Annotated in this window: 20 protein-coding genes; 13 read left to right on the plus strand and 7 right to left on the minus strand. The window is 62.5% G+C overall.

Features of this window, described 5'->3' with window-relative positions; all coding sequences use genetic code 11:
• Nucleotides 1-7 precede the first annotated feature (7 nt).
• From garD to ABR948_RS04685, 4 genes are all read left to right on the plus strand, one after another.
• On the plus strand, nt 8-1552 hold the full coding sequence (gene garD, locus ABR948_RS04670) for a galactarate dehydratase (RefSeq protein WP_428114275.1): 1545 nt from the start codon (nt 8-10) through the stop codon (nt 1550-1552).
• The gene (locus tag ABR948_RS04675) at nt 1553-2362 is read left to right on the plus strand and encodes an NAD-dependent epimerase/dehydratase family protein (protein ID WP_428114276.1); all 810 of its coding nucleotides are present in this window, start codon (nt 1553-1555) and stop codon (nt 2360-2362) included. It abuts the gene before it with no gap.
• A 53-nt stretch (nt 2363-2415) separates the two neighbouring features.
• Nucleotides 2416-3723: an MFS transporter gene (locus tag ABR948_RS04680; RefSeq protein WP_428114277.1), complete on the plus strand. Its 1308-nt coding sequence runs from the start codon at nt 2416-2418 to the stop codon at nt 3721-3723.
• A 234-nt stretch (nt 3724-3957) separates the two neighbouring features.
• Nucleotides 3958-5187: an ABC transporter substrate-binding protein gene (locus ABR948_RS04685; RefSeq protein WP_428114325.1), complete on the plus strand. Its 1230-nt coding sequence runs from the start codon at nt 3958-3960 to the stop codon at nt 5185-5187.
• Between the two features lie 224 nt (nt 5188-5411).
• Here ABR948_RS04685 and ABR948_RS04690 read toward each other — a convergent pair whose 3' ends face one another.
• Both ABR948_RS04690 and ABR948_RS04695 read right to left on the minus strand, forming a co-directional pair.
• Nucleotides 5412-5909, minus strand: coding sequence for a hypothetical protein (locus ABR948_RS04690; RefSeq protein ID WP_428114278.1), 498 nt, complete (start codon nt 5907-5909; stop codon nt 5412-5414).
• A gap of 102 nt (nt 5910-6011) precedes the next feature.
• The gene (locus tag ABR948_RS04695) at nt 6012-7709 is read right to left on the minus strand and encodes an amidohydrolase (protein WP_428114279.1); all 1698 of its coding nucleotides are present in this window, start codon (nt 7707-7709) and stop codon (nt 6012-6014) included.
• A gap of 247 nt (nt 7710-7956) precedes the next feature.
• On the opposite strand from ABR948_RS04695, the gene ABR948_RS04700 reads away from it, so the two are divergent.
• Nucleotides 7957-9834, plus strand: coding sequence for a hybrid sensor histidine kinase/response regulator (locus ABR948_RS04700; protein WP_428114280.1), 1878 nt, complete (start codon nt 7957-7959; stop codon nt 9832-9834).
• Nucleotides 9834-10010: a hypothetical protein gene (locus ABR948_RS04705; RefSeq protein ID WP_428114281.1), complete on the plus strand. Its 177-nt coding sequence runs from the start codon at nt 9834-9836 to the stop codon at nt 10008-10010. Before ABR948_RS04700 ends, ABR948_RS04705 begins: the two co-directional genes overlap by 1 nt.
• Nucleotides 10011-10518: 508 nt before the next feature.
• On the opposite strand, the gene ABR948_RS04710 is transcribed toward ABR948_RS04705, so the two are convergent.
• The 5 genes from ABR948_RS04710 to ABR948_RS04730 form a co-directional block, all read right to left on the minus strand.
• Nucleotides 10519-10752 carry a hypothetical protein gene (locus tag ABR948_RS04710; RefSeq protein ID WP_428114282.1) on the minus strand — a complete coding sequence of 78 codons (234 nt, stop codon included), beginning with the start codon at nt 10750-10752 and terminating at the stop codon, nt 10519-10521.
• Nucleotides 10753-10914: 162 nt separating this feature from the next.
• A complete protein-coding gene (locus ABR948_RS04715) occupies nt 10915-11046 on the minus strand; it encodes a hypothetical protein (protein WP_428114283.1) in 132 nt (43 codons plus the stop codon).
• Nucleotides 11043-11471, minus strand: a complete 429-nt coding sequence (locus tag ABR948_RS04720; RefSeq protein ID WP_428114284.1) for an inner membrane-spanning protein YciB — start codon at nt 11469-11471, stop codon at nt 11043-11045. The genes ABR948_RS04715 and ABR948_RS04720 overlap by 4 nt, the downstream gene beginning before the upstream one ends.
• Before the next feature lie 92 nt (nt 11472-11563).
• On the minus strand, nt 11564-12985 hold the full coding sequence (locus tag ABR948_RS04725) for a methyl-accepting chemotaxis protein (RefSeq protein WP_428114285.1): 1422 nt from the start codon (nt 12983-12985) through the stop codon (nt 11564-11566).
• 63 nt (nt 12986-13048) lie between these two features.
• Entirely contained in the window at nt 13049-14806 is a 1758-nt protein-coding gene (locus ABR948_RS04730; RefSeq protein WP_428114286.1) for a methyl-accepting chemotaxis protein, read from the minus strand.
• Nucleotides 14807-15009: 203 nt separating this feature from the next.
• Between ABR948_RS04730 and ABR948_RS04735 the strand changes: the two genes are divergently transcribed.
• The 7 genes from ABR948_RS04735 (at nt 15010) to ABR948_RS04765 (ending at nt 20107) form a co-directional block, all read left to right on the plus strand.
• Nucleotides 15010-15756: a YebC/PmpR family DNA-binding transcriptional regulator gene (locus ABR948_RS04735; RefSeq protein ID WP_428114287.1), complete on the plus strand. Its 747-nt coding sequence runs from the start codon at nt 15010-15012 to the stop codon at nt 15754-15756.
• A gap of 202 nt (nt 15757-15958) precedes the next feature.
• Nucleotides 15959-16486 (plus strand): crossover junction endodeoxyribonuclease RuvC, encoded by a 528-nt coding sequence (gene ruvC / locus ABR948_RS04740; protein ID WP_428114288.1) that lies wholly within the window; start codon nt 15959-15961, stop codon nt 16484-16486.
• The gene (ruvA, locus tag ABR948_RS04745; RefSeq protein ID WP_428114289.1) at nt 16483-17100 is read left to right on the plus strand and encodes a Holliday junction branch migration protein RuvA; all 618 of its coding nucleotides are present in this window, start codon (nt 16483-16485) and stop codon (nt 17098-17100) included. The genes ruvC and ruvA overlap by 4 nt, the downstream gene beginning before the upstream one ends.
• Before the next feature lie 2 nt (nt 17101-17102).
• Nucleotides 17103-17609 carry a hypothetical protein gene (locus ABR948_RS04750; RefSeq protein WP_428114290.1) on the plus strand — a complete coding sequence of 169 codons (507 nt, stop codon included), beginning with the start codon at nt 17103-17105 and terminating at the stop codon, nt 17607-17609.
• Complete coding sequence (gene ruvB, locus ABR948_RS04755; RefSeq protein ID WP_428114291.1) at nt 17606-18652, plus strand: Holliday junction branch migration DNA helicase RuvB; 1047 nt, start codon at nt 17606-17608, stop codon at nt 18650-18652. Before ABR948_RS04750 ends, ruvB begins: the two co-directional genes overlap by 4 nt.
• A complete protein-coding gene (locus ABR948_RS04760; RefSeq protein ID WP_428114292.1) occupies nt 18652-19062 on the plus strand; it encodes an NUDIX hydrolase in 411 nt (136 codons plus the stop codon). The genes ruvB and ABR948_RS04760 overlap by 1 nt, the downstream gene beginning before the upstream one ends.
• 124 nt (nt 19063-19186) lie before the next feature.
• The gene (locus ABR948_RS04765; RefSeq protein WP_428114293.1) at nt 19187-20107 is read left to right on the plus strand and encodes a metallophosphoesterase; all 921 of its coding nucleotides are present in this window, start codon (nt 19187-19189) and stop codon (nt 20105-20107) included.
• Nucleotides 20108-20142 lie beyond the last annotated feature (35 nt).

The following is a 20142-nucleotide window of genomic DNA, read 5'->3' on the forward strand; positions in this document are numbered from 1 at the left end:
GCGCGTCGTGACCGACAATTCGCAACACAATGCCTACGAGCCGCGCTACATCCGGCTCGACCCCAACGACAATGTGGCGATCGTGGTCAACGATCTCGGGCTGCCGGCCAAGAGCCGTTTTGCCTGCGGTCTTGAGCTGCGCCATTTCGTGCCGCAGGGCCACAAGGTCGCGCTTTCAGATATTGCGCAGGGCGCGCCGATCCGCCGCTATAATGAAGTGATCGGAACCGCGGCGAAGCCGATCCTGGCGGGCGAGTGGGTGGACGAGGCGCGCATCAGCATGCCGACGCCGCCGGAGCTGGACAAGCTCGAACTCGCAACGGCCGTTCCGGCGCCGCAGCCGGCGCTGGAAGGCTACACATTCGAGGGCTTCCGCAACCCCGACGGTTCGGTCGGAACCAAAAACGTGCTCGCGATCTCGACCAGCGTGCAATGCGTCGCCGGCACGCTTGAGTTTGCGCTCAAGCGTATCAAGGCGGAACTTCTTCCGCTGTATCCCAATGTCGACGACGTCGTCGGACTGACGCACAATTACGGCTGTGGCGTCGCCATCACCGCGCCGATGGCGGTGGTGCCGATCCGGACCTTGCAGAACATCGCGAAGAATCCGAACTTCGGCGGCGAGGTCATGGTGGTCGGCCTCGGCTGCGAGAAACTCGTCCCCGAACGGTTGCTGCCGCGTGGCGAAAGCGACGCCGTGGTGCGCATGCAGGATGAGGCTTTCGATGGCTTCGGCGCCATCATCGATGCCATCATGGAGATGGCGGACGCGCGGCTGAAGGTGCTCGACTGCCGCCGTCGCGAAACCTGTCCCGCCGCCGACCTTGTCGTCGGCATGCAGTGTGGCGGCTCCGATGCGTTTTCCGGGGTCACCGCCAATCCCGCTTTGGGCTTTGCCGCCGACCTCCTGGTCCGCGCCGGTGCCAGCGTGATGTTTTCCGAAGTCACGGAAGTGCGCGATGCGATCCATCTGCTGACGCGCCGCGCCATCAACGAGGACGTCGGCCGCGCGCTGATCCGCGAGATGGATTGGTATGACACCTATCTGGCCAAGGGCGATGCGGACCGCAGCGCCAATACCACGCCGGGCAACAAAAAGGGCGGCCTCGCCAATATCGTCGAGAAGTCGCTGGGTTCGATCGTGAAATCCGGCACCAGCGCGATCGTCGACGTGCTGTCGCCGGGCGAACGGGTGCGCAAGAAGGGCATGACCTTCGCGGCCACGCCGGCCTCCGACTTCATCTGCGGCACCCTGCAGCTCGCTTCCGGCATGACGTTACAGGTGTTCACGACCGGGCGCGGGACACCCTATGGGCTCGCCGCCGCGCCGGTCATCAAGGTGTCGACGCGCACCGAACTCGCGCGCCGCTGGAAGGATCTCATCGACTTCGACGCCGGCCGCATCGCCACCGGCGAAGCGACGATCGAGGAAACCGGATGGGACCTGTTCCGCCTGATCCTGGACGTTGCCTCCGGCCGTACCAAGGTGTGGGCCGACCGCTGGGGCATTCATAACGATCTGACGCTGTTCAACCCGGGACCGGTGACCTGAATGACCAAGGTCGCGCTGTCCGGTGCCGAAGGACAACTCGGGCAGTTTTTGCGCCCACGGCTGCTCGCGCAGGGCGTCGACCTGCGCTCCGCCGGCCGCCACGCGCTCGAGCCGCTGCGTCCCGGCGAGGATCTCGCGCATGGCGATCTGCGCGATCCTGAGAATGTCGACCGGTTGCTGCGCGGCGTTGACGTTCTGATCCACATGGCGGGCACCAGCGTCGAGCGGCCATTGCCCGAAATCCTCGACAACAATCTGGTCGGGTTGCACGCGGTGTACGAGGGCGCGCGGCGGCATCGCGTCAAGCGCGTGGTGTTCGCGAGCTCGAACCATGCGATCGGGATGCACGAGGTGACCGAACGGCTAGGGCTCGATTGTGATTTCCGCCCCGACAGCTTCTATGGCTTGAGCAAGATGTGGGGCGAGGGCCTGGCCCGGCTCTATTGGGACAAGCACGGCATCGAGAGCGTCTGCGTGCGGATCGGCAGCGCGGTCGAGCGGCCGACCGAACTGCGCCACCTCTCTACCTGGTTCGGCCTCGAGGACCTCTTGCAGTTCATCCAATGCTGCATCCGCACGCCGGATGTCGGCTTCGTCACGGCCTGGGGCGTGTCGAACAATACCCGCAGCTACTGGACGCCGACCGGCTGCGCGCGCCTCGGTTACGCGCCTAAGCAGAATGCCGAAGAGTTCGCGGCCGAGATCCTGCGCCAGCCGAATCCGCTCGACACGATCGGTCAACGCTATCAAGGCGGCAGCTACGCGCGCGCCGACTACACGCCCCACGATCAACGGCCGCGCGACGGCTGACAAAACCTGACCAAGAGAACAGTTCAAAAAAACCAACCGCCGGGAGGATCCAGATGACAACCTCAGACTTGCCAGCCTTCACCAAGGCTTCGACGCACTACCGCTGGGTGATCTGCGCCTTGCTGTTCCTCATCACCACCATCAATTACATGGACCGCAATATCCTCGGCGTGCTCAAGCCGACGATTCAGAACGACCTGCATTTCAGCGAAACCGATTTCGGCAACGTCATCTTCTTCTTTTCGATCGCCTATGCGATCGGCTACGCCGGCATGGGGTGGCTCACCGACAAGATCGGCATCCGGCTCGGCCTCGCCACCGCCGCGATCCTGTGGTGCCTGGCTTCCACCGCGCACGGCATGGTTGCCTCCGTCACCGGCTTCATCTTCGCCCGCATCGTGCTCGGCCTTGGCGAAGGCGGCAACTTCCCGACCTGCATCAAGACCATCGCCACCTGGTTTCCGGTGCGCGATCGGGCGCTGGCGACCGGCATTTTCAACAGCGGCAGCAATATCGGCGCGATGCTGGCGCCGCTGATCGGCGCGCTCGTCGTCAGCCTGTCCGGCTGGCAAGCCGCCTTCTACGTTACCGGCGCGGTCGGGCTGGTCTGGGTGGCGTACTGGCTGATGAGCTACCGCAGCCCCGCCGAACATCCCCGCGTGTCGCCAAGCGAACTCGCCTATATCAACAGCGACCCCGAAGTCGCGAGCGAAAAAGTGCCGTGGGCGATGTTGCTGACCTATCCCGGCACCTGGGTCTATATCATCGGCGCCGTGCTCACCAATCCGGCCTGGTGGTTCTACAACAACTGGGTGCCGAGCTTCCTCAACAGCAAGTTTCATGTGTCGCTGTTCGCAGTGGGATTGCCGCTGGTCCTGATCTATTTGCTCACCGATGTCGGCTCGATCGCGGGCGGCTGGATCTCGTCGACCCTGATCAAGCGCGGCATGGACGTGTTCCCCGCCCGCAAGATCACGCTATTGATCTGCGCGGCCTGCACCTTGCCGGTGTTTATGGCGCCGCAGCTCGACAGCATGTGGACCGCGGTGGTCCTGATCGGCATCGCCATGGCCGCGCATCAGGGATTTTCCGCCAATTTGTTCACGCTGGTCTCGGACACCATGCCGCGCGGCGCGGTGGCGTCCGCGGTCGGGCTCGGCGGCGGGATCAGCTCGCTGGTCAGCGCGTTTTCGGCCGCGGCCGTCGGTCGGGTGCTCGATGCCACCGGGAACAACTACACCGTGGTGTTCTTCGTCTGCGCGGGCGTCTATGTGGTCGCAACGACGATCATCCACTTCGTGCTGCCGCGCACCCGGGCTTCGATGGTCACCGCCGACGTCGCGCTGGCGCCGGTGAGCTGAGGTTGGTTCGATCGACGCCTGTGGGGCCGCGCTGCCCCACAGGCCGGTGCTCCGAATGCGCCACCATGACCGGCGACCTCATTCGAAGGTCTGATGTCAACGACCTCCGCCGCGCAGCAATTTTCTTGCTGGCTCCCCGCAACGGGTATTGAATGAACCTCGAAGCCCGACACGCTTCCAATCAAAAAATGGCATAACCACAACATCAGGGAGGCCTCCATGGCTGCTATTCAAATGGCTGCTATCCAATCCCGACTGGTTGCCTTTTCCGCGGGCGTGGCCTTGCTCATCGCGACCAGCAGCGGCGCGCTAGCGCAAAAGAAGTATGATCCCGGCGCCACCGACACCGAAATCAAGATCGGCAACATCATGCCCTATAGTGGACCGGCATCCTCTTACGGCGTGATCGGCAAAACCGAACAGGCCTACTTCAACAAGATCAATGCCGAAGGCGGCATCAACGGCCGCAAGATCAACTTCATCAGTTATGACGACGGCTACAGCCCGCCGAAGACGGTCGAGCAGGCGCGCAAGCTGGTGGAGAGCGACGAAGTGCTGCTGATCTTCAATGGGCTCGGCACCCCGCCGAACTCGGCGATCCAGAAATACATGAATATCAAAAAGGTGCCGCAGCTGTTCGTCGCCACCGGCGCCACCAAGTGGAACGATCCGAAGGATTTTCCGTGGACCATGGGCTGGCAGCCGAGCTACCAGAGCGAAACGCAGATTTACGCGAAGTACATCCTGAAAGAAAAGCCCAACGCCAGGATCGCCGTTCTCTATCAGAATGACGATTACGGCAAGGACTACCTCAAGGGCCTCAAAGACGGCCTCGGCGCCAAAGCTGCGTCGATGATCGTTGCCGAGGAGAGCTACGAGACCACCGAGCCGACCATCGACTCGCACATCGTCAACCTCAAGGCCAGCGGCGCCGATGTGTTCGTCGACCTGTCGATTCCGAAATTCGCGGCGCAGGCGATCAGGAAGAACGCCGAGATCGAATGGAAGCCGCTGCACTTTCTGAACAGCGTGTCGAGCTCGATTGGCGCCACCATCAAGCCGGCCGGGTTCGACGCCGCGCAGAACATCATCTCATCGGCCTACCTCAAGGATCCGACGGACCCGCAGTGGAAGAATGACGCCGGGATGAAGAAATTCAACGCCTTCCTCGACAAATACTATCCCGATGCCAACCGCAACGACGCGTTCGTGGTGTACGGCTATACTGTCGCGCAGACCATGGTGTATGTGCTGCAGCACTGCGGTGACAATCTGACGCGTGAAAACGTCATGAAGCAGGCTGCCAGCATCAAGGACCTGGAACTGGGCGGCTTGCTGCCCGGCATCGCGATCAGGACCAGCGCGACCGACTTTGCTCCCATCCAGCAACTCCAGTTGCAAAAGCTTCAGGGCGAAACCTGGCATCTGTTCGGGGACATCATCAGCGCCGAGGTAGGTGGCTAGCGCAGCTATCGCACCGACACCTGCAAACATCAGCGCGCCAGGGCATTGGCCCCGGCGGGCCGTGGCTCAAGATCGGATTGCTGCTGCGCCACCCTGAACACGCCGAATTGTCGTTGTCCGGTCTGCGGCTGGCGACGGGGGAAGAAACATAGGCCGACTATCGGTCTTCCCATACAACCTGTCTTGAACAAGTTTTACTAAGTGCAGCGTCAAATTATTTTCGTTCAAGATAATTTACGGTCTCGTAGTCGGGTCTGCCGGATTTGTCGGTAAAATGAGTCTTCGCGTCCACCTGCAGCTCTTTGCCGTCGCGAATCGTCAGTAACCTTAAATCCCGGATTCCACTGAACTTGAATGATGCCTGTGCCGGCATTGGCGGCCGGCGTTTCAGCTGTACCCCAATCGCAGTCCGTGGGGGTGCACTTACCCCAAATATGAACGATCGCTTTGTCCAGGCGCTGCTCTATATCGATCCGACTAATATCTGCCATTGGATTCTTGTTGATCCACACACCTTCAAAATCTGCGATGGTGTAACTTCCAGTGTGTGGCGCGCACCAGGGAAGAGAAATCCCGAACAGGCAGGTGAGTGACTGGGTCTTGTTGATGACGGCGGTCAACGCGTCGATCAGTCCAGCCACAGCGAAAAGAGACGCTGTCAATATGGCTATTCGGCCAGCGGCCCTGTTCGATTTTGGAATAGCATCGGGATCAGCGGGCATTTGACTACCTCGGTGAGTCGTCCGTGCCTTTGCTATGCTGGTGCGAACCTTCGATTGTGCCGAGAATATCATTCTCCCACAAGTTTATCAAATGGGATGGTGCTACTCGCTGCCCGCGGCGTGATAGACCTCGCGTCCGCCGACCCAGGTCGAGAGCGCCTTGATGTCGCGGATCGCCTCGGGTTTCGCGGTCAGGAAGTCGTCGGTCAGCACCGCGAAGTCGGCGAGCTTGCCGGGCTCGATCGAGCCCCTCGTCTTGTCCTCGCCGATCAGCCTCGCGTAATTGATGGTCACGAGCCGCAGCAGCAGCGGGCGCGAGGCGATCTTCTGGTCCGCGCCATACACGCCGTCCGAAATCGTGTCCCGGCTGGCCATGTGGTACAGGTTCCAGAACGGATTGAAGGGCACCACCGGGCTGTCGGTGCCGCCCGCGACCAGCAGGCCCGCGTCGAGATAGGTCTTCACCGGCGTCACCTCGCTGGCGGTTTCCCATCCCCAATACTTCTTGAGCACCGGCGCGGCCAGATAGAGATGATCCTGGGCCGAGACCGCCACGTCGAGCTGCTTCAGGCGCGCGACCTGCTCGGGCCGCGAGACGAAGGCGTGCTCCACCGACCAGCGCTTGCCCCTGATCGACGAATCCTTGTCGGCCGCCGCATAGGCGTCGAGCACCTCGTCGAGCGCCGCGTCGCCGACCGCATGGGTGATCACGTGCCAGCCCTTGCGGTTCAGCTCGCGCACCACATCCGTATAGGCATCCGGCGGCGACACCGTCACCCCGGTGAACTTGCCGCCCTGGCCGTAGGGTTCGAGATAGGGCTTGGACAGATGGCCGCCCTCAAATCCGCCATCGACCATCAGCTTCACCCCGTCGACCCTGACCCAGTCGTCGCCGTCGCCCTGGCTGACGCCCCAGGCTTCGATCGCCTTGCGCGCGGCCTCGGCGGAACGCAGGCCGAAGCCCGGCATGTAGACGGTCCAGCGCAGGGTCAGTCTGCCCTCGGCTTCCGCCTGCTTCATCAGGCGGTAGGCTTCGACCATGTCACCTCTGTAGGCGCCGGGGATGCGCAACGCGGTCATGCCATAGGGCGCGACCGCCTTCTGGGTCGCGAGAATATCTTCCAGGCTTACCGGCTTCGGGCGCGGCAGCGTCACCAGCTTCCTCGCCTCGTCGAACAGTTCGCCGGTCAGTTCGCCGGAGGGTTTGCGGCTGATCTGTCCACCCGGCGGCACCGGCGTGTCGGCGGTGATGTTCCACTTCTTCAAGGCAGCATTGTTCAGGATGTATTCGTGGCCGCCGCGCACCAGCACCACCGGTTTGTCGCCGGCGGCCTGGTCGAGCTCCTCGGCGGTGGGCAGGCGCTGCTCTTTGAGTTGCGCCTCGTGCCAGTCGGAGTTGGAGACGATCACCGCTTCCGGTGCGGCCGCCGCTGCCGCGTTGGCGACCGTCGTCAGCAACTCGCCCAGCGTCCGCACATGACTGAGGTCAACGCCGGGACCGCCGCCCTCATTGTGGAAGTGGTCGTCGGTGATCCCCGGCGAAACGAAGCGGCCCATGAGGTCGATGACTTTGGTCTGCGGGCCCACATAGCCCCGCATGGCATCGCTGGTCCCGGTCGCGACGAAGTGGTCGCCCGTGACCGCGAATCCCTGAAACACCTGATCCTGCGCGTCGGCGCTGAACACCTTGCCGTTGACGAAGACGATATCGGCGGACGCGATCGCCTCGGCGGCGCGAGCGGGGCTCGCCAGAGTAAGTGCCAAGACCGAGCCGATCGCGAGTTTGGTTCGCAGCTTCATTGACTGTCCTTTTTTTGAATGGAGGCGGCTGACGACAGCTGCTCGCATCTGACACCAGTAGCAGAGCGGCTAGCTCATCCAAAGCCGGCGTTGCGCTGTGGACCATCGGCGATTTAACCATGGGAGGTGCTTCGCCGCCCATCCCTCTCATGTTTTGAATGTTCCCGCTTACGGCCCCGTGTTACCGACACTCGCCTTGGAACCATTTCGTGCCAAATCCGTTTGCCGGGGTAGCGTGGGAGTACGTATGGCTGGCAGCAAGAAAAACGAGCGAAACCTTTACGAGAGCGAACGTAATTTTCGTCTCCTTGTCGAGGGCATCACCGACTACGCCATCTATATGCTGGATCCCAAAGGCCACGTCACCAACTGGAACCGGGGTGCGGAGCGCATCAAGGGCTACCGGGCCAAAGATATAGTAGGCAAGCATTTTTCGGTTTTCTACACCCCGGAGGATCTGGCGGCCGATCTTCCGCGACGGGCGCTGGAAACAGCCCTAAAGGACAAACATTTTCTCGCCGAAGGCTGGCGCGTTCGAAAAGATGGCACCCGTTTCTTCGCCTCGGTCGTCATCGATCCTATTTTCGAGAAGCGCAAGCTCGTCGGCTTTGCCAAGATCACCCGCGACATCACCGAGCGTCAAAACGCGCTTTCCGATCTGTCGAATAGTGAAAACCAGTTCAAGACACTTGTCGGTGGCGTGACCGATTACGCCCTCTACATGCTTGATCCGACCGGCGTGGTCTCGAACTGGAACGCCGGTGGCAAACGCATCAAGGGCTATTCCACCGAGGAAATCGTCGGCCAGCATTTCTCGCGCTTTTACACGCCTGCCGACCAGGCCGCGGGAAAGCCCGCCAGAGCGTTGAAAACTGCCGTGGAAACCGGACACTATGACGAGGAGGGCTGGCGCGTTCGCAAGGATGGCTCGTTTTTCTGGGCGAGTGTCGTCATTGATCCGATCCGCAACGACGCCGGTGAGCTGATAGGCTTTGCCAAGATCACCCGCGACATCAGCGAACGCAAGCAAGCGCAGGAAAGACTGCTTGCGATGCAACGGCAACTCGCCGAATCGCAGAAATTCGATGCGCTCGGCCAGCTGACAGGCGGCATCGCGCACGACTTCAACAATCTCCTGATGATCATTTCCGGCAGCATTCACACCATCCGAAAAGATATCACAGGCGAAAAAGCAGTTAAGGCCCTTCAATCCATTGAAGGCGCTTCGCAGCGCGCCGCCGCACTGACACGCCAGTTGCTCACCTTCGCCCGGCGGCAAAACCTGCAGCCGCAATCCATCAAGCTGACCGAGCGCCTCGATGTGCTCCGGGAAGTTTTGAACAGCGGACTCGGAAGCGCCGTGTCACTGATGATCGATGTCGCGGACGATGTCTGGAATATTGCCGTCGATCCCAATGAATTTGAGATAGCGCTCGTGAATCTGGTCGTCAACGCACGGGACGCAATGCCGGAAGGCGGTTCGCTGATTATCAGCGCGAAAAACATTCCGGAAAAGGATCAGGTCGCGATATCCGTGGAGGACACCGGTGTGGGAATTCCGGACGACATCGCCGCCAAGGTGTTCGATCCGTTCTTCACCACAAAGGCGGTCGGAAAAGGCACGGGCCTTGGGCTGTCCCAGGTGCACGGCTTCGCGCATCAGGCCGGAGGAACCGTCGGAATCAGGAGCATCCTCGGCAGCGGCACCACGATTACCATGTGCTTGCCGAGGGCGGCCACGCCACTGACACCCGACCATGAACTGGCGTCTTCAAAGGGCAGCGGCACCGTTCTGCTGGTGGAAGACAATCCTGAGGTGGCAACAGTGAGCATCGGCTTGCTTGAACAACTTGGCTACACCGTGCGCTGGGCGGCCGATGCGTCAGCGGCCTTGGCGGAGTTTGAAAAAGACGGCATCGACATCGTATTCAGTGACATCGTGATGCCGGGGAAGATGGACGGGATTGGATTGGCCAAGACCCTGCGCGATAAAAATCCCAGAATCCCCATTCTGCTGATGACAGGATACAGCTCGTCTACCAACGAGGTAGGTTCGCAATTTCCGATCCTGCGCAAGCCCTACCAGTTACATGAGCTGAGCCGCGAGCTGCAGAAACTGGCTTGATGTCTGAGTTTGAAGAAGACGCCAAGGTGTCGGATGCGAGAAGCTCTCGCGAAATTTTCAAGCCAACCCACGCCGCTGATTTGCCCGTCGGGCTGTTGCCGCTGTTGCGCGCGGATCGTGTCCAGCCCCTTTCGAAAAAATATTTCTCTTCGCCGCTGACCCAAATCACTTCTTAATTCGCAGCTGTCCCGTCCCGATCAGAGGGGCGTTTCGCGATCGTCACGGACGCGGGGCGGGATGCGGTGGACGCGGCGGCGCCTTTGACGAACGGCGCGGAAGCGGACGGCGAAGTCGTGTGGTCCTGACGCCCCGACGCTGGCGTCAAGCTCGGCGCAGTAAATTGCGCCGGGTGACGGTGACAACAAAGCCCGGTCACCGGGGAGATCACGAAGGAAACCGTTAAAACCATTGCGCAGGGAAGGCCGGGCGTTCCGGCGAACCTGTGGCTTCTACCCCTGTGCTTTTTGTTGCACGGGCAGAAATTTCAGCACAACTCGGGCGCATCGCGCCGCGAGACTCAACTTGTCATGCCCGGACTTGATCCGGGCATCCATCCTTTTTCGTAAAGAGTCTTTCGAAGAAGATGGATTGCCGGGTCAAGCCCGGCAATGACAGCCTCCATATCTGTTTTTGACTGGGCTGTTTGAAATTCGAATCGGAAATCAGCGGCTCCGGGACCGAACCCTAGAACCCGAAGAACTTTTCCCGCAGGGCGTCCTCGTATTTCTCTTTCGCCGCTTTGACCTTGCTGCGCAGGTCGTCCTCCTCGAAATGCGCCGCCTCCCACTGGTCGACTTCGGCAATATCGTGATTGACGGAAGCCAGCGCTTCCTCCTTGCGAATGGCCACGACCCAGGCTTCTACCGCGTCCTTGTAGGCGGCCTGCAGCGTGTCGAGTTCTGGATGCTCACCGCTCATTTCAAGCTCCTAAAAATGCTGGGGATCTCAATCCAGCAGCTTATAGGGGCCGCAAATGAACAAACGACGACATCGCCGGCACGGCTCGGGACCAAGTCTGTTATCGACCAAGTCTGTTATCGGCCAAGTCTGTTATCGGCCAAGTCTGTTATCGGCAACGCCTCAGGAAACGGCCGGCAGCATCCGGGCATGGCGGCGGCGGATGGTCATGATCCGCATGGTGGCGTAGCCGATCAGGAACAGCACCGCCTTGCTGACGACGGCATAGATCGACATCGATGCCGACCACGTCACGCCACCACCAGATTGAGGGCCGCGGAAAAGAACATCAGCCCGGCCCAGGCGTAGCCAAAGATAATGGCGATGTCGGGCACGAACTCTTGGGCGACCGGCGGCAGATAGCGGTTGATCCATCCCGGCTTCAGCATCACGATGCCGACGATGACATAAATCACGCTCGGTTTGACCATCACAAAGCGCGGGTCGTCGGTGATCAGCGTGACCGTGCCGGCGCTCAGCACCACAAACAGGCTCATCCACTGCATGGTGTCGATCGGCTGCCGGCGCGCGATCTGCCAGCCGATCTGGACGGCGCCCAGCGCCATCGCGAGCAGAACCGACAGCGTGATGTTCCCGGTCAGGAGATAGAGGACCAGGAACAAGAACGTCGAGGCCATGTCGAGCAGCAGCAATTTTCCCGCGTCGAACAGACTCTTCATGGGATGCGGCGCTCCTCTGCCGCGCCGGCAAGGTTACATCCGCGATCATGTGCTGGCGAGAGGTCTTCGTCGGCGCCGCGTCCGGCGACGGCTCAGGACTGCCGAAAGCCCATGCGGAACGCGCCCCAATGGCGGCCTCGGACGCGGATCGGCGATGAGAGGTCCTTCATCAGCACGAAATTGCCGCCGCCCATGTCTCTTCGGTAGGTTTGCAGCAGGAACGGCTTGGTGTTGGCCGCGACCTTGTGCACCGCGCGATCGTTGAACAGCCGCCGGTTGCGGCAATTGGCGTTGTTCCAGACGGGGTCCGGACCCTGCGGCAGGCGATAGTTCGGGTTATGGGTCGGAAGATAGCCGCCCTTGGCCCATGCGACGCAGAACACGATGCGGGGATCGGTCTTTTGAATCGGATCCTGGATCGGCGGCAGGATGCGGTCGGTGAAGGCGACATAATCGGTGAGGTATTGCTTGGGATTGGTGCCGGGGATTTCGCGGTATTTCTCGTCCATCAACTGATCGAGGCTGATGTCGCCGCGTTCAACGGCGGTCTCGAAGGCCGCGGCAATCCGTTTGGCGGTGTCGACCACGATGCGGATCAACGGCGCGTCCGATGTCTCCACGCCACTGTCGGCGATCAGCGCGATCAGGCCCTCGGACAAATCGAGCAATTTGGCGACCCGATCGTCGGCGTGCTTCAGATCGGTCGACGACAGGTCGACGCCCTTGGCGAGGTGGCCGAGTTCGTCGATCACCATGTCGCAATGCGCGAGATTGGAGGTCGCCGCCTTAGCGACCCCGTCGATCTCCTGGCCCACGGCGGTGAAACCGTCCTGCACGCGGATGATGATGCCCTGAATCTGCCCGGCGCCTTCGCCGGCGTTCTTGGCCCGCAGCGAGGCGTCGCTGCTCTCGCCGATCAGACTGCCGACCTGGCCGTCGAGATCGCGAACGGTATCGCCGATCAGATGCGTTGCCTGCCGCGTCGCTTCGGCAAGGCTCTTCACTTCGTTGGCGACCACCGCGAAGCCGCGTCCCGCCGCACCGGCGCGGGCGGCCTCGATGGTCGCGTTCAGCGCCAACAGGTTGGTCTGCTTGGCGATCGCCTCGATCGAGCCGGATACCTTGGCCACCTGCGCCAGCGCGGTTCCGACCGCGCCGAGACGGTGCTCGATGCGGCCGACCGCCTCGATCAATTCGGCGATATGCTGCACCGCCGTCTCGACCGCGGCGCGCGACTGCATGATCTCGCCGACGGCGGCCGAGGAGGCGGTTTGCACCGCGCGCGACGCGGTGGCGATGTTGTGATTGGCGGAGACCATGGTCTCGGCGGTCTTCTGAAGATGCCCGAAGCGGTCGGCCTGGGTGACGACCCGGCCGGCGACTTCCTGCAGGTTTCCCGCAACATCCGCGAGCTCGACGCCAAGGCCGCCGATCCGGTTCGACAACTGGTCGACCAGACGTTCGCTGTCCGAGGGGATGGCCGCGTCCGGCTTGGTAGGCTGCGCAACCGACATCGTTGCAATTCTCCGGTAGCTAGACGAGAAGACTGATTGGCAACACGTAATTACAAATGTTGTTTAAAGCTTGTAGGCCGTCCGAAAACCGCCCCAGTGCCGGCCATTGACGCGGATCGGTACGTCGATCTCGCGCATCATCACGGTTTTGCCGTTACCCATGTCGCGGGCGTAGCTCTGGATCAGATAGGCGCGCAGATTGCGTCCGGCGGCAAGGCCCGCGGCGTCGTTGAAGATCCGGCGGTTACGGCTGTTCGCGGTGTTCCAGGCGACATCGCCAGGACGCTGCGGATGGGAGTAGATCTTGTTGTGCACCGGCAGATAGCCGTTGCGGTCGATCATCACGCCGAACGCCATGCGCGGGTCCTTGGTGAGGAAGGCCTCCTGGAACGGCGGCAGCGCGCGATCCGCCCAGTCGAGAATCCGGGTCCGGTGCTGAACCGGATTGGTGCCGGGGATTTCGACGTAATCAGTGTCGAACATGTCGTCGATGGAGATGGCGCCGCTCGCTACTGCGCCTTCGAAGATTTTGGTCAGCGCGGCGCCGGCTTCCATGGCGCGGGTGACGGCTTCGGTGTTCTCGTCCTGGATCGACCAAAGCTTGTCCTCGATTTTCTCGCGAAGCTCGGCGTCCGGCGCCTCGAACCTCGCCTGCACACCCGCTTTGGAACGTTCAGTGAGGCGAATCTTGCAAACCCCGACGCTCTCCAGCGTGGCCGTGAGGGTTTGGTTCAGCGGCAGCGTCTCGGCATCGGGACCGCAGATCAGGATGCTGTCCTGGCAAATCTCGTAGACCGGTGCGGCGATCGCGCCGCGCGGGGTCTGGATTTCGATTTTGAGGCTGCACGGCATCCGTTGGTTCTTGCGCCGCTCGGTGCGCCCGTCCTGCCCCAGCAGCACCGCGCAGCGGGTTTTCAGTTTCTGCGCGAATGTGGTGACGGCGTTGCCGGCGCTCGCGACCCGTTCGCCATGCGCTTCGGCCTCCTTGGCCGCGCTGTCGATCTCGGCGGCACTGTCGCCAACCGAGACGATGAAGTTCGAGGTGGTCGCGACATTGTCGGACATCTCGCTGGTCGCTTTGTTCTGCTCCGTCACCGCGCCATTGACGTTGTCGAACACCGGCCGGATCGCCTCGATCGCCTGCGAGATACGCTGCACCGCATCGACCGAGCCTGCGGCATCCTTCTGCAGGGCGTCGATCTTTTTGGTGATCTCTTCAGTGGCGTTCTGGGTCTGCACCGCGAGCGCCTTGACCTCGACGGCGACGACGGCAAAGCCGCGTCCGGCTTCGCCGGCGCGGGCCGCCTCGATGGTCGAGTTGAGCGCCAGCAGCGTGGTCTGCCGCGCGATCTGCGCGATCAGATTGACGACATTGCCGATCGCGGCCGAGGATTCCTTGAGCCGGTCCATCGTCAGGCCGGCTTCAGTGGCGGCGGCGGCGGCCTGGTCGGCGAGCTTGCCGGCGTCGCGCACCTGCGCTCCAATGCCGTCGGCCGACTGGGTGAACTTGTCCGCGGCCTGCGAGAAGGTGGTTGCGGTCGATTGCGCGGCGCTGGTGCGTCCGGTGAGGGCGTCGGTGCGCTGGCGAATCGTGGAGAGCGTCGTCGCCGTTGCTTCGGCGCCGCCGGCGACCGAATTGGCCGCGCGCTCGAGCTGGCGGATCATCGCGCCGAGTTCGACCTCAAGCAGCTCGAGGATTTGCCTGGCGGAATCGTTGTCGGACGCGCCGGAGGCGTCAGCGACGACGGCCGGCGCTGGCGGCGGCGCGATGGCCGGCGCAGCCGGTTCCGGTGGACGCTTTCGAAACAAACCGAACGCCATGGGCTCTCTCGGGAACATGAGAATGAGACCGGTATCCTCTCACGCCGTTGTGAACTCATGGTTAATAATTGCCTCACATACAGGCAATTGGCACTACCGAAATACCAAAAATCCCTCCAAATCTTTGATTTTGCCGGTGCCACGGCCTATAACGCCGCGCTTTCCACCAAAACCCATCCCGGACGAATCCCGAAAGAAATCGCATGGCCGGACATTCCCAGTTCAAGAACATCATGCACCGCAAGGGCCGGCAGGATGCCCAGAAGTCGAAGTTGTTCAGCAAGCTGGCGCGGGAAATCACCGTCGCCGCCAAGCTGGGCCAGCCCGATCCCAGCATGAATGCGCGGCTGCGGGCCGCGATCATTTCCGCGCGCCAGGAGAACATGTCGAAGGATTCGATCGAGCGCGCGGTGAAGAAGGCCAGCGGCTCCGAGAGCGAGAATTACGATGAAATCCGCTATGAGGGCTATGGCCCGGGCGGGGTCGCCGTGATCGTCGAGGCGCTCACCGACAACCGTAACCGCGCGGCGTCCGACATCCGCTCCTACTTCACCAAGTCCGGCGGCAATCTCGGTGAAACCGGTTCGGTCGCGTTCATGTTCGATCGCACCGGCATCATCGAATATGACGCCAAGGTCGCATCCGACGATGCGATGCTGGATGCGGCGATCGAGGCCGGCGCCGATGACGTTTCCTCCAGCGAGAACGGCCATGAGGTCTATGCCTCGCAGGAGACCTTCCGCGACGTCGCCAAGGCGCTGGAGGCGAAATTCGGCGAAGCCCGCAAGGCGGCGCTGACCTGGAAGCCGCATAACACCGTGCCGGTCGACGACGAAACCGGCGAGAAGCTGCTGAAGCTGATCGACCTTCTCAACGAGCATGACGACGTGCAGAATGTGTTCGCCAATTTCGAGGTCTCGGACGCGCTGGTCGCCAAAATGGGCGGGTAGGATTTTCGTCATTCCGGGGCGATGCAAAGCATCGAGCCCGGAATCTCGAGATTCCCCGATGTGCAATGCACATCTGTGGTCTGGTGCTAACGCACCATCCCGGAACGACGGAAGGAGAGTTCTGCCGCTTTCGCGGGGTATGACGGTTGATGATGAATGGCCCGCGCTAGGCTTGAGACTCCGGCATGGTGTAAAATAACCCATGACATCTCAGCCGATTCGCCAACCCGTCCGCATCCTTGGCATCGATCCGGGCCTGCGCCGCACCGGCTGGGGCGTGATCGAGATCGACGGTAACCGGCTGATATTTATCGGCTGCGGCTCGGTGGAACCGCCGGAAGGCCTGCCGCTGGCGAGCCGGCTGCTGGCGATTCATGAGGGCCTCGCCGCCGTTCTCGGCGATTTTCGTCCTGCTGAAGCCGCGGTCGAGCAGACCTTTGTCAACAAGGACGGCGTCGCCACCTTGAAGCTCGGTCAGGCGCGCGGCGTGGCGATGCTGGCGCCGGCGATGTTCGGGATATCGGTCGCGGAATACGCCCCGAACCAGGTCAAGAAGACGGTTGTCGGCGCCGGCCATGCCGACAAGAACCAGATTCTGATGATGTTGAAGATCCTGCTGCCGAAGGCCGAGCCGAAATCTCCCGACGCCGCCGACGCGCTCGCGGTCGCCATTACCCATGCCCATCATCGTCAGAGCGCGGCCCTGAGGCTGAGGGTGGTCGAGGTATGATCGGCAAACTGAAGGGCCTGATCGACAGCTACGGCGAGGATTATGTGATCCTCGACGTCGGGGGCGTCGGTTATCAGGTGCATTGCTCGGCGCGCACGCTGCAGGCGCTGCCCTCGATCGGCGAGGCCGCGGTGCTCTCGATCGAGACCTACGTTCGCGAGGATCAAATAAAGCTGTTCGGCTTTCGCAGCGATATCGAACGCGAATGGTTTCGGCTGCTGCAGACGGTGCAGGGCGTCGGCGCCAAGGTGGCGCTGGCGGTGCTCTCGACCTTGCCGCCGTCCGATCTCGCCAACGCGATCGCGCTGCGCGACAAGGCCGCGGTGACGCGCACGCCGGGCGTCGGCCCCAAGGTGGCCGAGCGCATCGTCACTGAACTCAAGGACAAGGCGCCGGCCTTCGCCAATGTCGATCCAGCGCTGGTGCATCTGTCGGGCGCTATCGATGACGAGCGCGCGCCGCGTCCGGTCACCGACGCGATCTCGGCGCTGGTCAATCTCGGTTACGGTCCTCCGCAGGCGGCCGCCGCGATCGCCGGCGCCTCGCGGATCGCGGGGGAAGGTGCCGGGACCGCGCAGCTGATCCGGCTCGGGCTGAAGGAATTGGCGAAGTGAGCGTGGGCGCAGCACTCCGCAGCTTCGGGCGCGTGATCGGGATCGTCCTGATCTTTTCGATCGTGGGGCCGCTCGCCTTCGCGACGCTGATCCTGCTGATTGTGGCCGGGTTCAGCGCACCGCTGCTGCAGATCGCTCTGGCCTTTGTCCATCTTGACGGGTTCAGCACCGTGGTTTCGGTCGCGTTGTGGCTGCTTGTGGTCGCGACGTGGCTGGCGTCGTTTCCGCCGTCCGCGGTGGCTGGCTGCATTTTCGCATTGATTGCGGTCTATGCCGGCGTCAATGCGGTCTGGATGGCATGGCTCGCGGTGGCGCTTGCCATTATCGGTGTGATCGTGCTCGGCGTCTTTATTATCCCGGATGAATCATCGGCGGTTATCCTGCCGAGCGCCCGATCGGCCGGTGAGACGCTGTCCTTGTTCGCTGTGCTCTCCGTATTGGCGATACTGCCGACGACCCTGTGCTGGTGGCTCGCGAAGCCGCTGCATCGTGCTAACATCGCCGCATGACCACGCCCTCCCGCATCGTGACACCCGAGCGCCGCGTCGACGATGTCGGCGACACCGCGCTGCGCCCGCAACTGCTGTCCGAATTCGTCGGCCAGGCGCAGGCACGCGCGAATCTTTCGATCTTCATCGAGGCCGCGCGCAAGCGCAACGAGGCGCTGGACCACGTGTTGTTCGTCGGTCCTCCCGGCCTCGGCAAGACCACGCTGGCGCAGATCGTGGCGCGCGAACTCGGCGTCGGCTTTCGCGCCACTTCCGGGCCTGTCATCGCGAAGGCCGGCGATCTCGCGGCACTGCTGACCAATCTCGAAGAGCGCGATGTGCTGTTCATCGATGAAATCCACCGCCTCAGCCCCGCGGTCGAGGAAGTGCTCTATCCGGCGATGGAGGATTTTCAGCTCGACCTGATTATCGGCGAGGGACCGGCGGCGCGCTCGGTCAAGATCGAGCTCGCAAAGTTCACCCTGGTCGGCGCGACGACGCGCGCGGGGCTATTGACCAATCCGCTGCGCGACCGCTTCGGGATTCCGGTGCGGCTGAATTTCTATACCGAGGAAGAACTCGAAAAGATCGTCACCCGCGGCGCCCGCGTGCTCAAGATCGGCATGACGCCCGACGGCGCCAACGAAATCGCCCGCCGCGCCCGCGGCACGCCACGCATCGCCGGTCGTCTGCTGCGGCGGGTGCGCGATTTTGCTTCCGCGGCGGACGCCGCCTCGATCGACCGCGCCATTGCCGACAACGCGCTCAGCGCGCTTGAAGTCGACGCCGCCGGGCTTGACGCCATGGACCGGCGTTATCTCACCACCATCGCGATGAACTACGGCGGCGGCCCGGTCGGCGTGGAGACCATGGCGGCGGCACTGTCGGAGCCGCGCGACGCGATCGAGGATATTATCGAGCCGTTCCTGATCCAGTGCGGTTATCTGCAGCGCACCCCGCGCGGCCGGCTGTTGACCTCGCATGCGTTCCGTCATCTCGGTCTCGCCGAACCTGCGCGCGATCCGGCGCAGTTTGGGTTGTTCGGGCAAGGTGAGGACGGGTAATGGAAACCGGCACGATCAGGGTTGTTGCGGCACTGATACGCGATGCCGCGGGCCGGGTGCTGCTGGTGCGCAAGCGCGGAACCTCAGCCTTCATGCAGCCCGGCGGCAAGCGCGACCCCGGCGAAGACGATGTGGCGGCGCTGGCGCGCGAAATCGCCGAGGAACTCGGGTGTCGCATGGTTCGCGACTCGATCCAGCCGCTCGGCGAGTTCGATGCCGTCGCGGCGAATGAGCCGGGATGGCGGGTTCACGCTTGCCTGTATGGCATCGACGTGACCGGCGATATCGTGCCGAACCGCGAGATCGATGCGATGATCTGGATCGACCCGGCTGCGCCGCCCGATATCCTGCTGGCGCCACTGACCCGCGACCATGTCCTGCCGCTGGCCTGCCGCCCCTCGATGGCGTGATCCGGCGCAACTCGGATTGTTCGGCGGCGATGACTGACGCGCTCTGCTGACTTTCTGCACAAACGCACCCCAATTCAGCTGCAATCCCTGATTAAAAAGAGGATGCATCACGATTAACCATTTCATGATCTCACGCCGACATTTTTTGCGCTTCCTCGCTGGCTTCGGCGCATTCGGTGCGTCAACTACGGCATACGGAGTCGGCGTTGAACCTATGCTGCGGCTTCGGGTCGCGCGGTATGATATCCTGCCGCCGCAATGGCCCGCCGATTTCCAGCTCAAGATCGCCGTCATCGCCGATCTTCATGCCTGCGATCCCTGGATGACGCTGGAGCACGTCGAGGCGATCGTCGATCGTACCAATGCGCTCAACGCGGATATCATCGTGATGCTGGGCGATTACGTGGCCGGGCATCGTCGGGTGACGCGTTACATTCCAGCCACCGAATGGGCGTCCGTGCTTGGCGGATTGAAGGCGCCGCTCGGTGTCCATGCGATTCTCGGCAATCACGACTGGTGGGAAGACAATATCGTGCAGCGTGCGGGGCAGGGGCCAACGCGGGCGCGGCAGGCGCTCGAAGCTGCGGGAATTCCAGTTTACGAAAATGACGCCAGGCGCCTGACCAAGGACAATCACGCGTTCTGGCTGGCCGGGCTTGGCGATCAACTGGCTTATCTGCCGGCCAGCCGCTTCCGGCCGGTGCGGCGCATCGGTGTCGATGATCTTGCCGCCACACTTGGAAAGGTCGCCGACGATGCCCCGGTCATCTTGCTGGCGCACGAGCCTGACGTCGCGATGCGCGTACCGGCGCGGGTCGCATTGCAGCTCTCGGGGCATACCCATGGCGGCCAGGTGCGATTATTCGGATGGTCGCCGGTGGTGCCGTCGCGTTACGGAAACCGGCTGGCCTATGGCCACACGCGGGTCAACTGCGACGTCATTGTCTCCGGCGGCCTTGGCTGCAGCTTCATGCCATTCCGTCTCGGCGTTCCGCCCGAAATCGTGCTGGTGACGCTGGGTGGACCACCTTCCACCATTTCGTAGCCCGTCAAAATCGTAATGACGATCGCTGAACCATC

Source organism: Bradyrhizobium sp. (assembly GCF_050014615.1).
GTDB lineage: Bacteria > Pseudomonadota > Alphaproteobacteria > Rhizobiales > Xanthobacteraceae > Bradyrhizobium.

Excerpts from the sequence above, each read along its gene's own strand:
- ABR948_RS04700 (WP_428114280.1), top strand. The coding sequence starts at position 7,957 with ATGGCTGGCAGCAAGAAAAACGAGCGAAACCTTTACGAGAGCGAACGT.
- ABR948_RS04675 (WP_428114276.1), top strand. The coding sequence starts at position 1,553 with ATGACCAAGGTCGCGCTGTCCGGTGCCGAAGGACAACTCGGGCAGTTT.
- ABR948_RS04705 (WP_428114281.1), top strand. The coding sequence starts at position 9,834 with ATGTCTGAGTTTGAAGAAGACGCCAAGGTGTCGGATGCGAGAAGCTCT.
- ABR948_RS04680 (WP_428114277.1), top strand. The coding sequence starts at position 2,416 with ATGACAACCTCAGACTTGCCAGCCTTCACCAAGGCTTCGACGCACTAC.
- ABR948_RS04690 (WP_428114278.1), bottom strand. The coding sequence starts at position 5,909 with ATGCCCGCTGATCCCGATGCTATTCCAAAATCGAACAGGGCCGCTGGC.
- ruvA (WP_428114289.1), top strand. The coding sequence starts at position 16,483 with ATGATCGGCAAACTGAAGGGCCTGATCGACAGCTACGGCGAGGATTAT.
- ABR948_RS04735 (WP_428114287.1), top strand. The coding sequence starts at position 15,010 with ATGGCCGGACATTCCCAGTTCAAGAACATCATGCACCGCAAGGGCCGG.
- ABR948_RS04730 (WP_428114286.1), bottom strand. The coding sequence starts at position 14,806 with ATGGCGTTCGGTTTGTTTCGAAAGCGTCCACCGGAACCGGCTGCGCCG.
- ABR948_RS04760 (WP_428114292.1), top strand. The coding sequence starts at position 18,652 with ATGGAAACCGGCACGATCAGGGTTGTTGCGGCACTGATACGCGATGCC.
- ruvB (WP_428114291.1), top strand. The coding sequence starts at position 17,606 with ATGACCACGCCCTCCCGCATCGTGACACCCGAGCGCCGCGTCGACGAT.
- ABR948_RS04710 (WP_428114282.1), bottom strand. The coding sequence starts at position 10,752 with ATGAGCGGTGAGCATCCAGAACTCGACACGCTGCAGGCCGCCTACAAG.
- ABR948_RS04725 (WP_428114285.1), bottom strand. The coding sequence starts at position 12,985 with ATGTCGGTTGCGCAGCCTACCAAGCCGGACGCGGCCATCCCCTCGGAC.
- ABR948_RS04685 (WP_428114325.1), top strand. The coding sequence starts at position 3,958 with ATGGCTGCTATCCAATCCCGACTGGTTGCCTTTTCCGCGGGCGTGGCC.
- ruvC (WP_428114288.1), top strand. The coding sequence starts at position 15,959 with ATGACATCTCAGCCGATTCGCCAACCCGTCCGCATCCTTGGCATCGAT.
- ABR948_RS04720 (WP_428114284.1), bottom strand. The coding sequence starts at position 11,471 with ATGAAGAGTCTGTTCGACGCGGGAAAATTGCTGCTGCTCGACATGGCC.
- ABR948_RS04765 (WP_428114293.1), top strand. The coding sequence starts at position 19,187 with ATGATCTCACGCCGACATTTTTTGCGCTTCCTCGCTGGCTTCGGCGCA.
- ABR948_RS04695 (WP_428114279.1), bottom strand. The coding sequence starts at position 7,709 with ATGAAGCTGCGAACCAAACTCGCGATCGGCTCGGTCTTGGCACTTACT.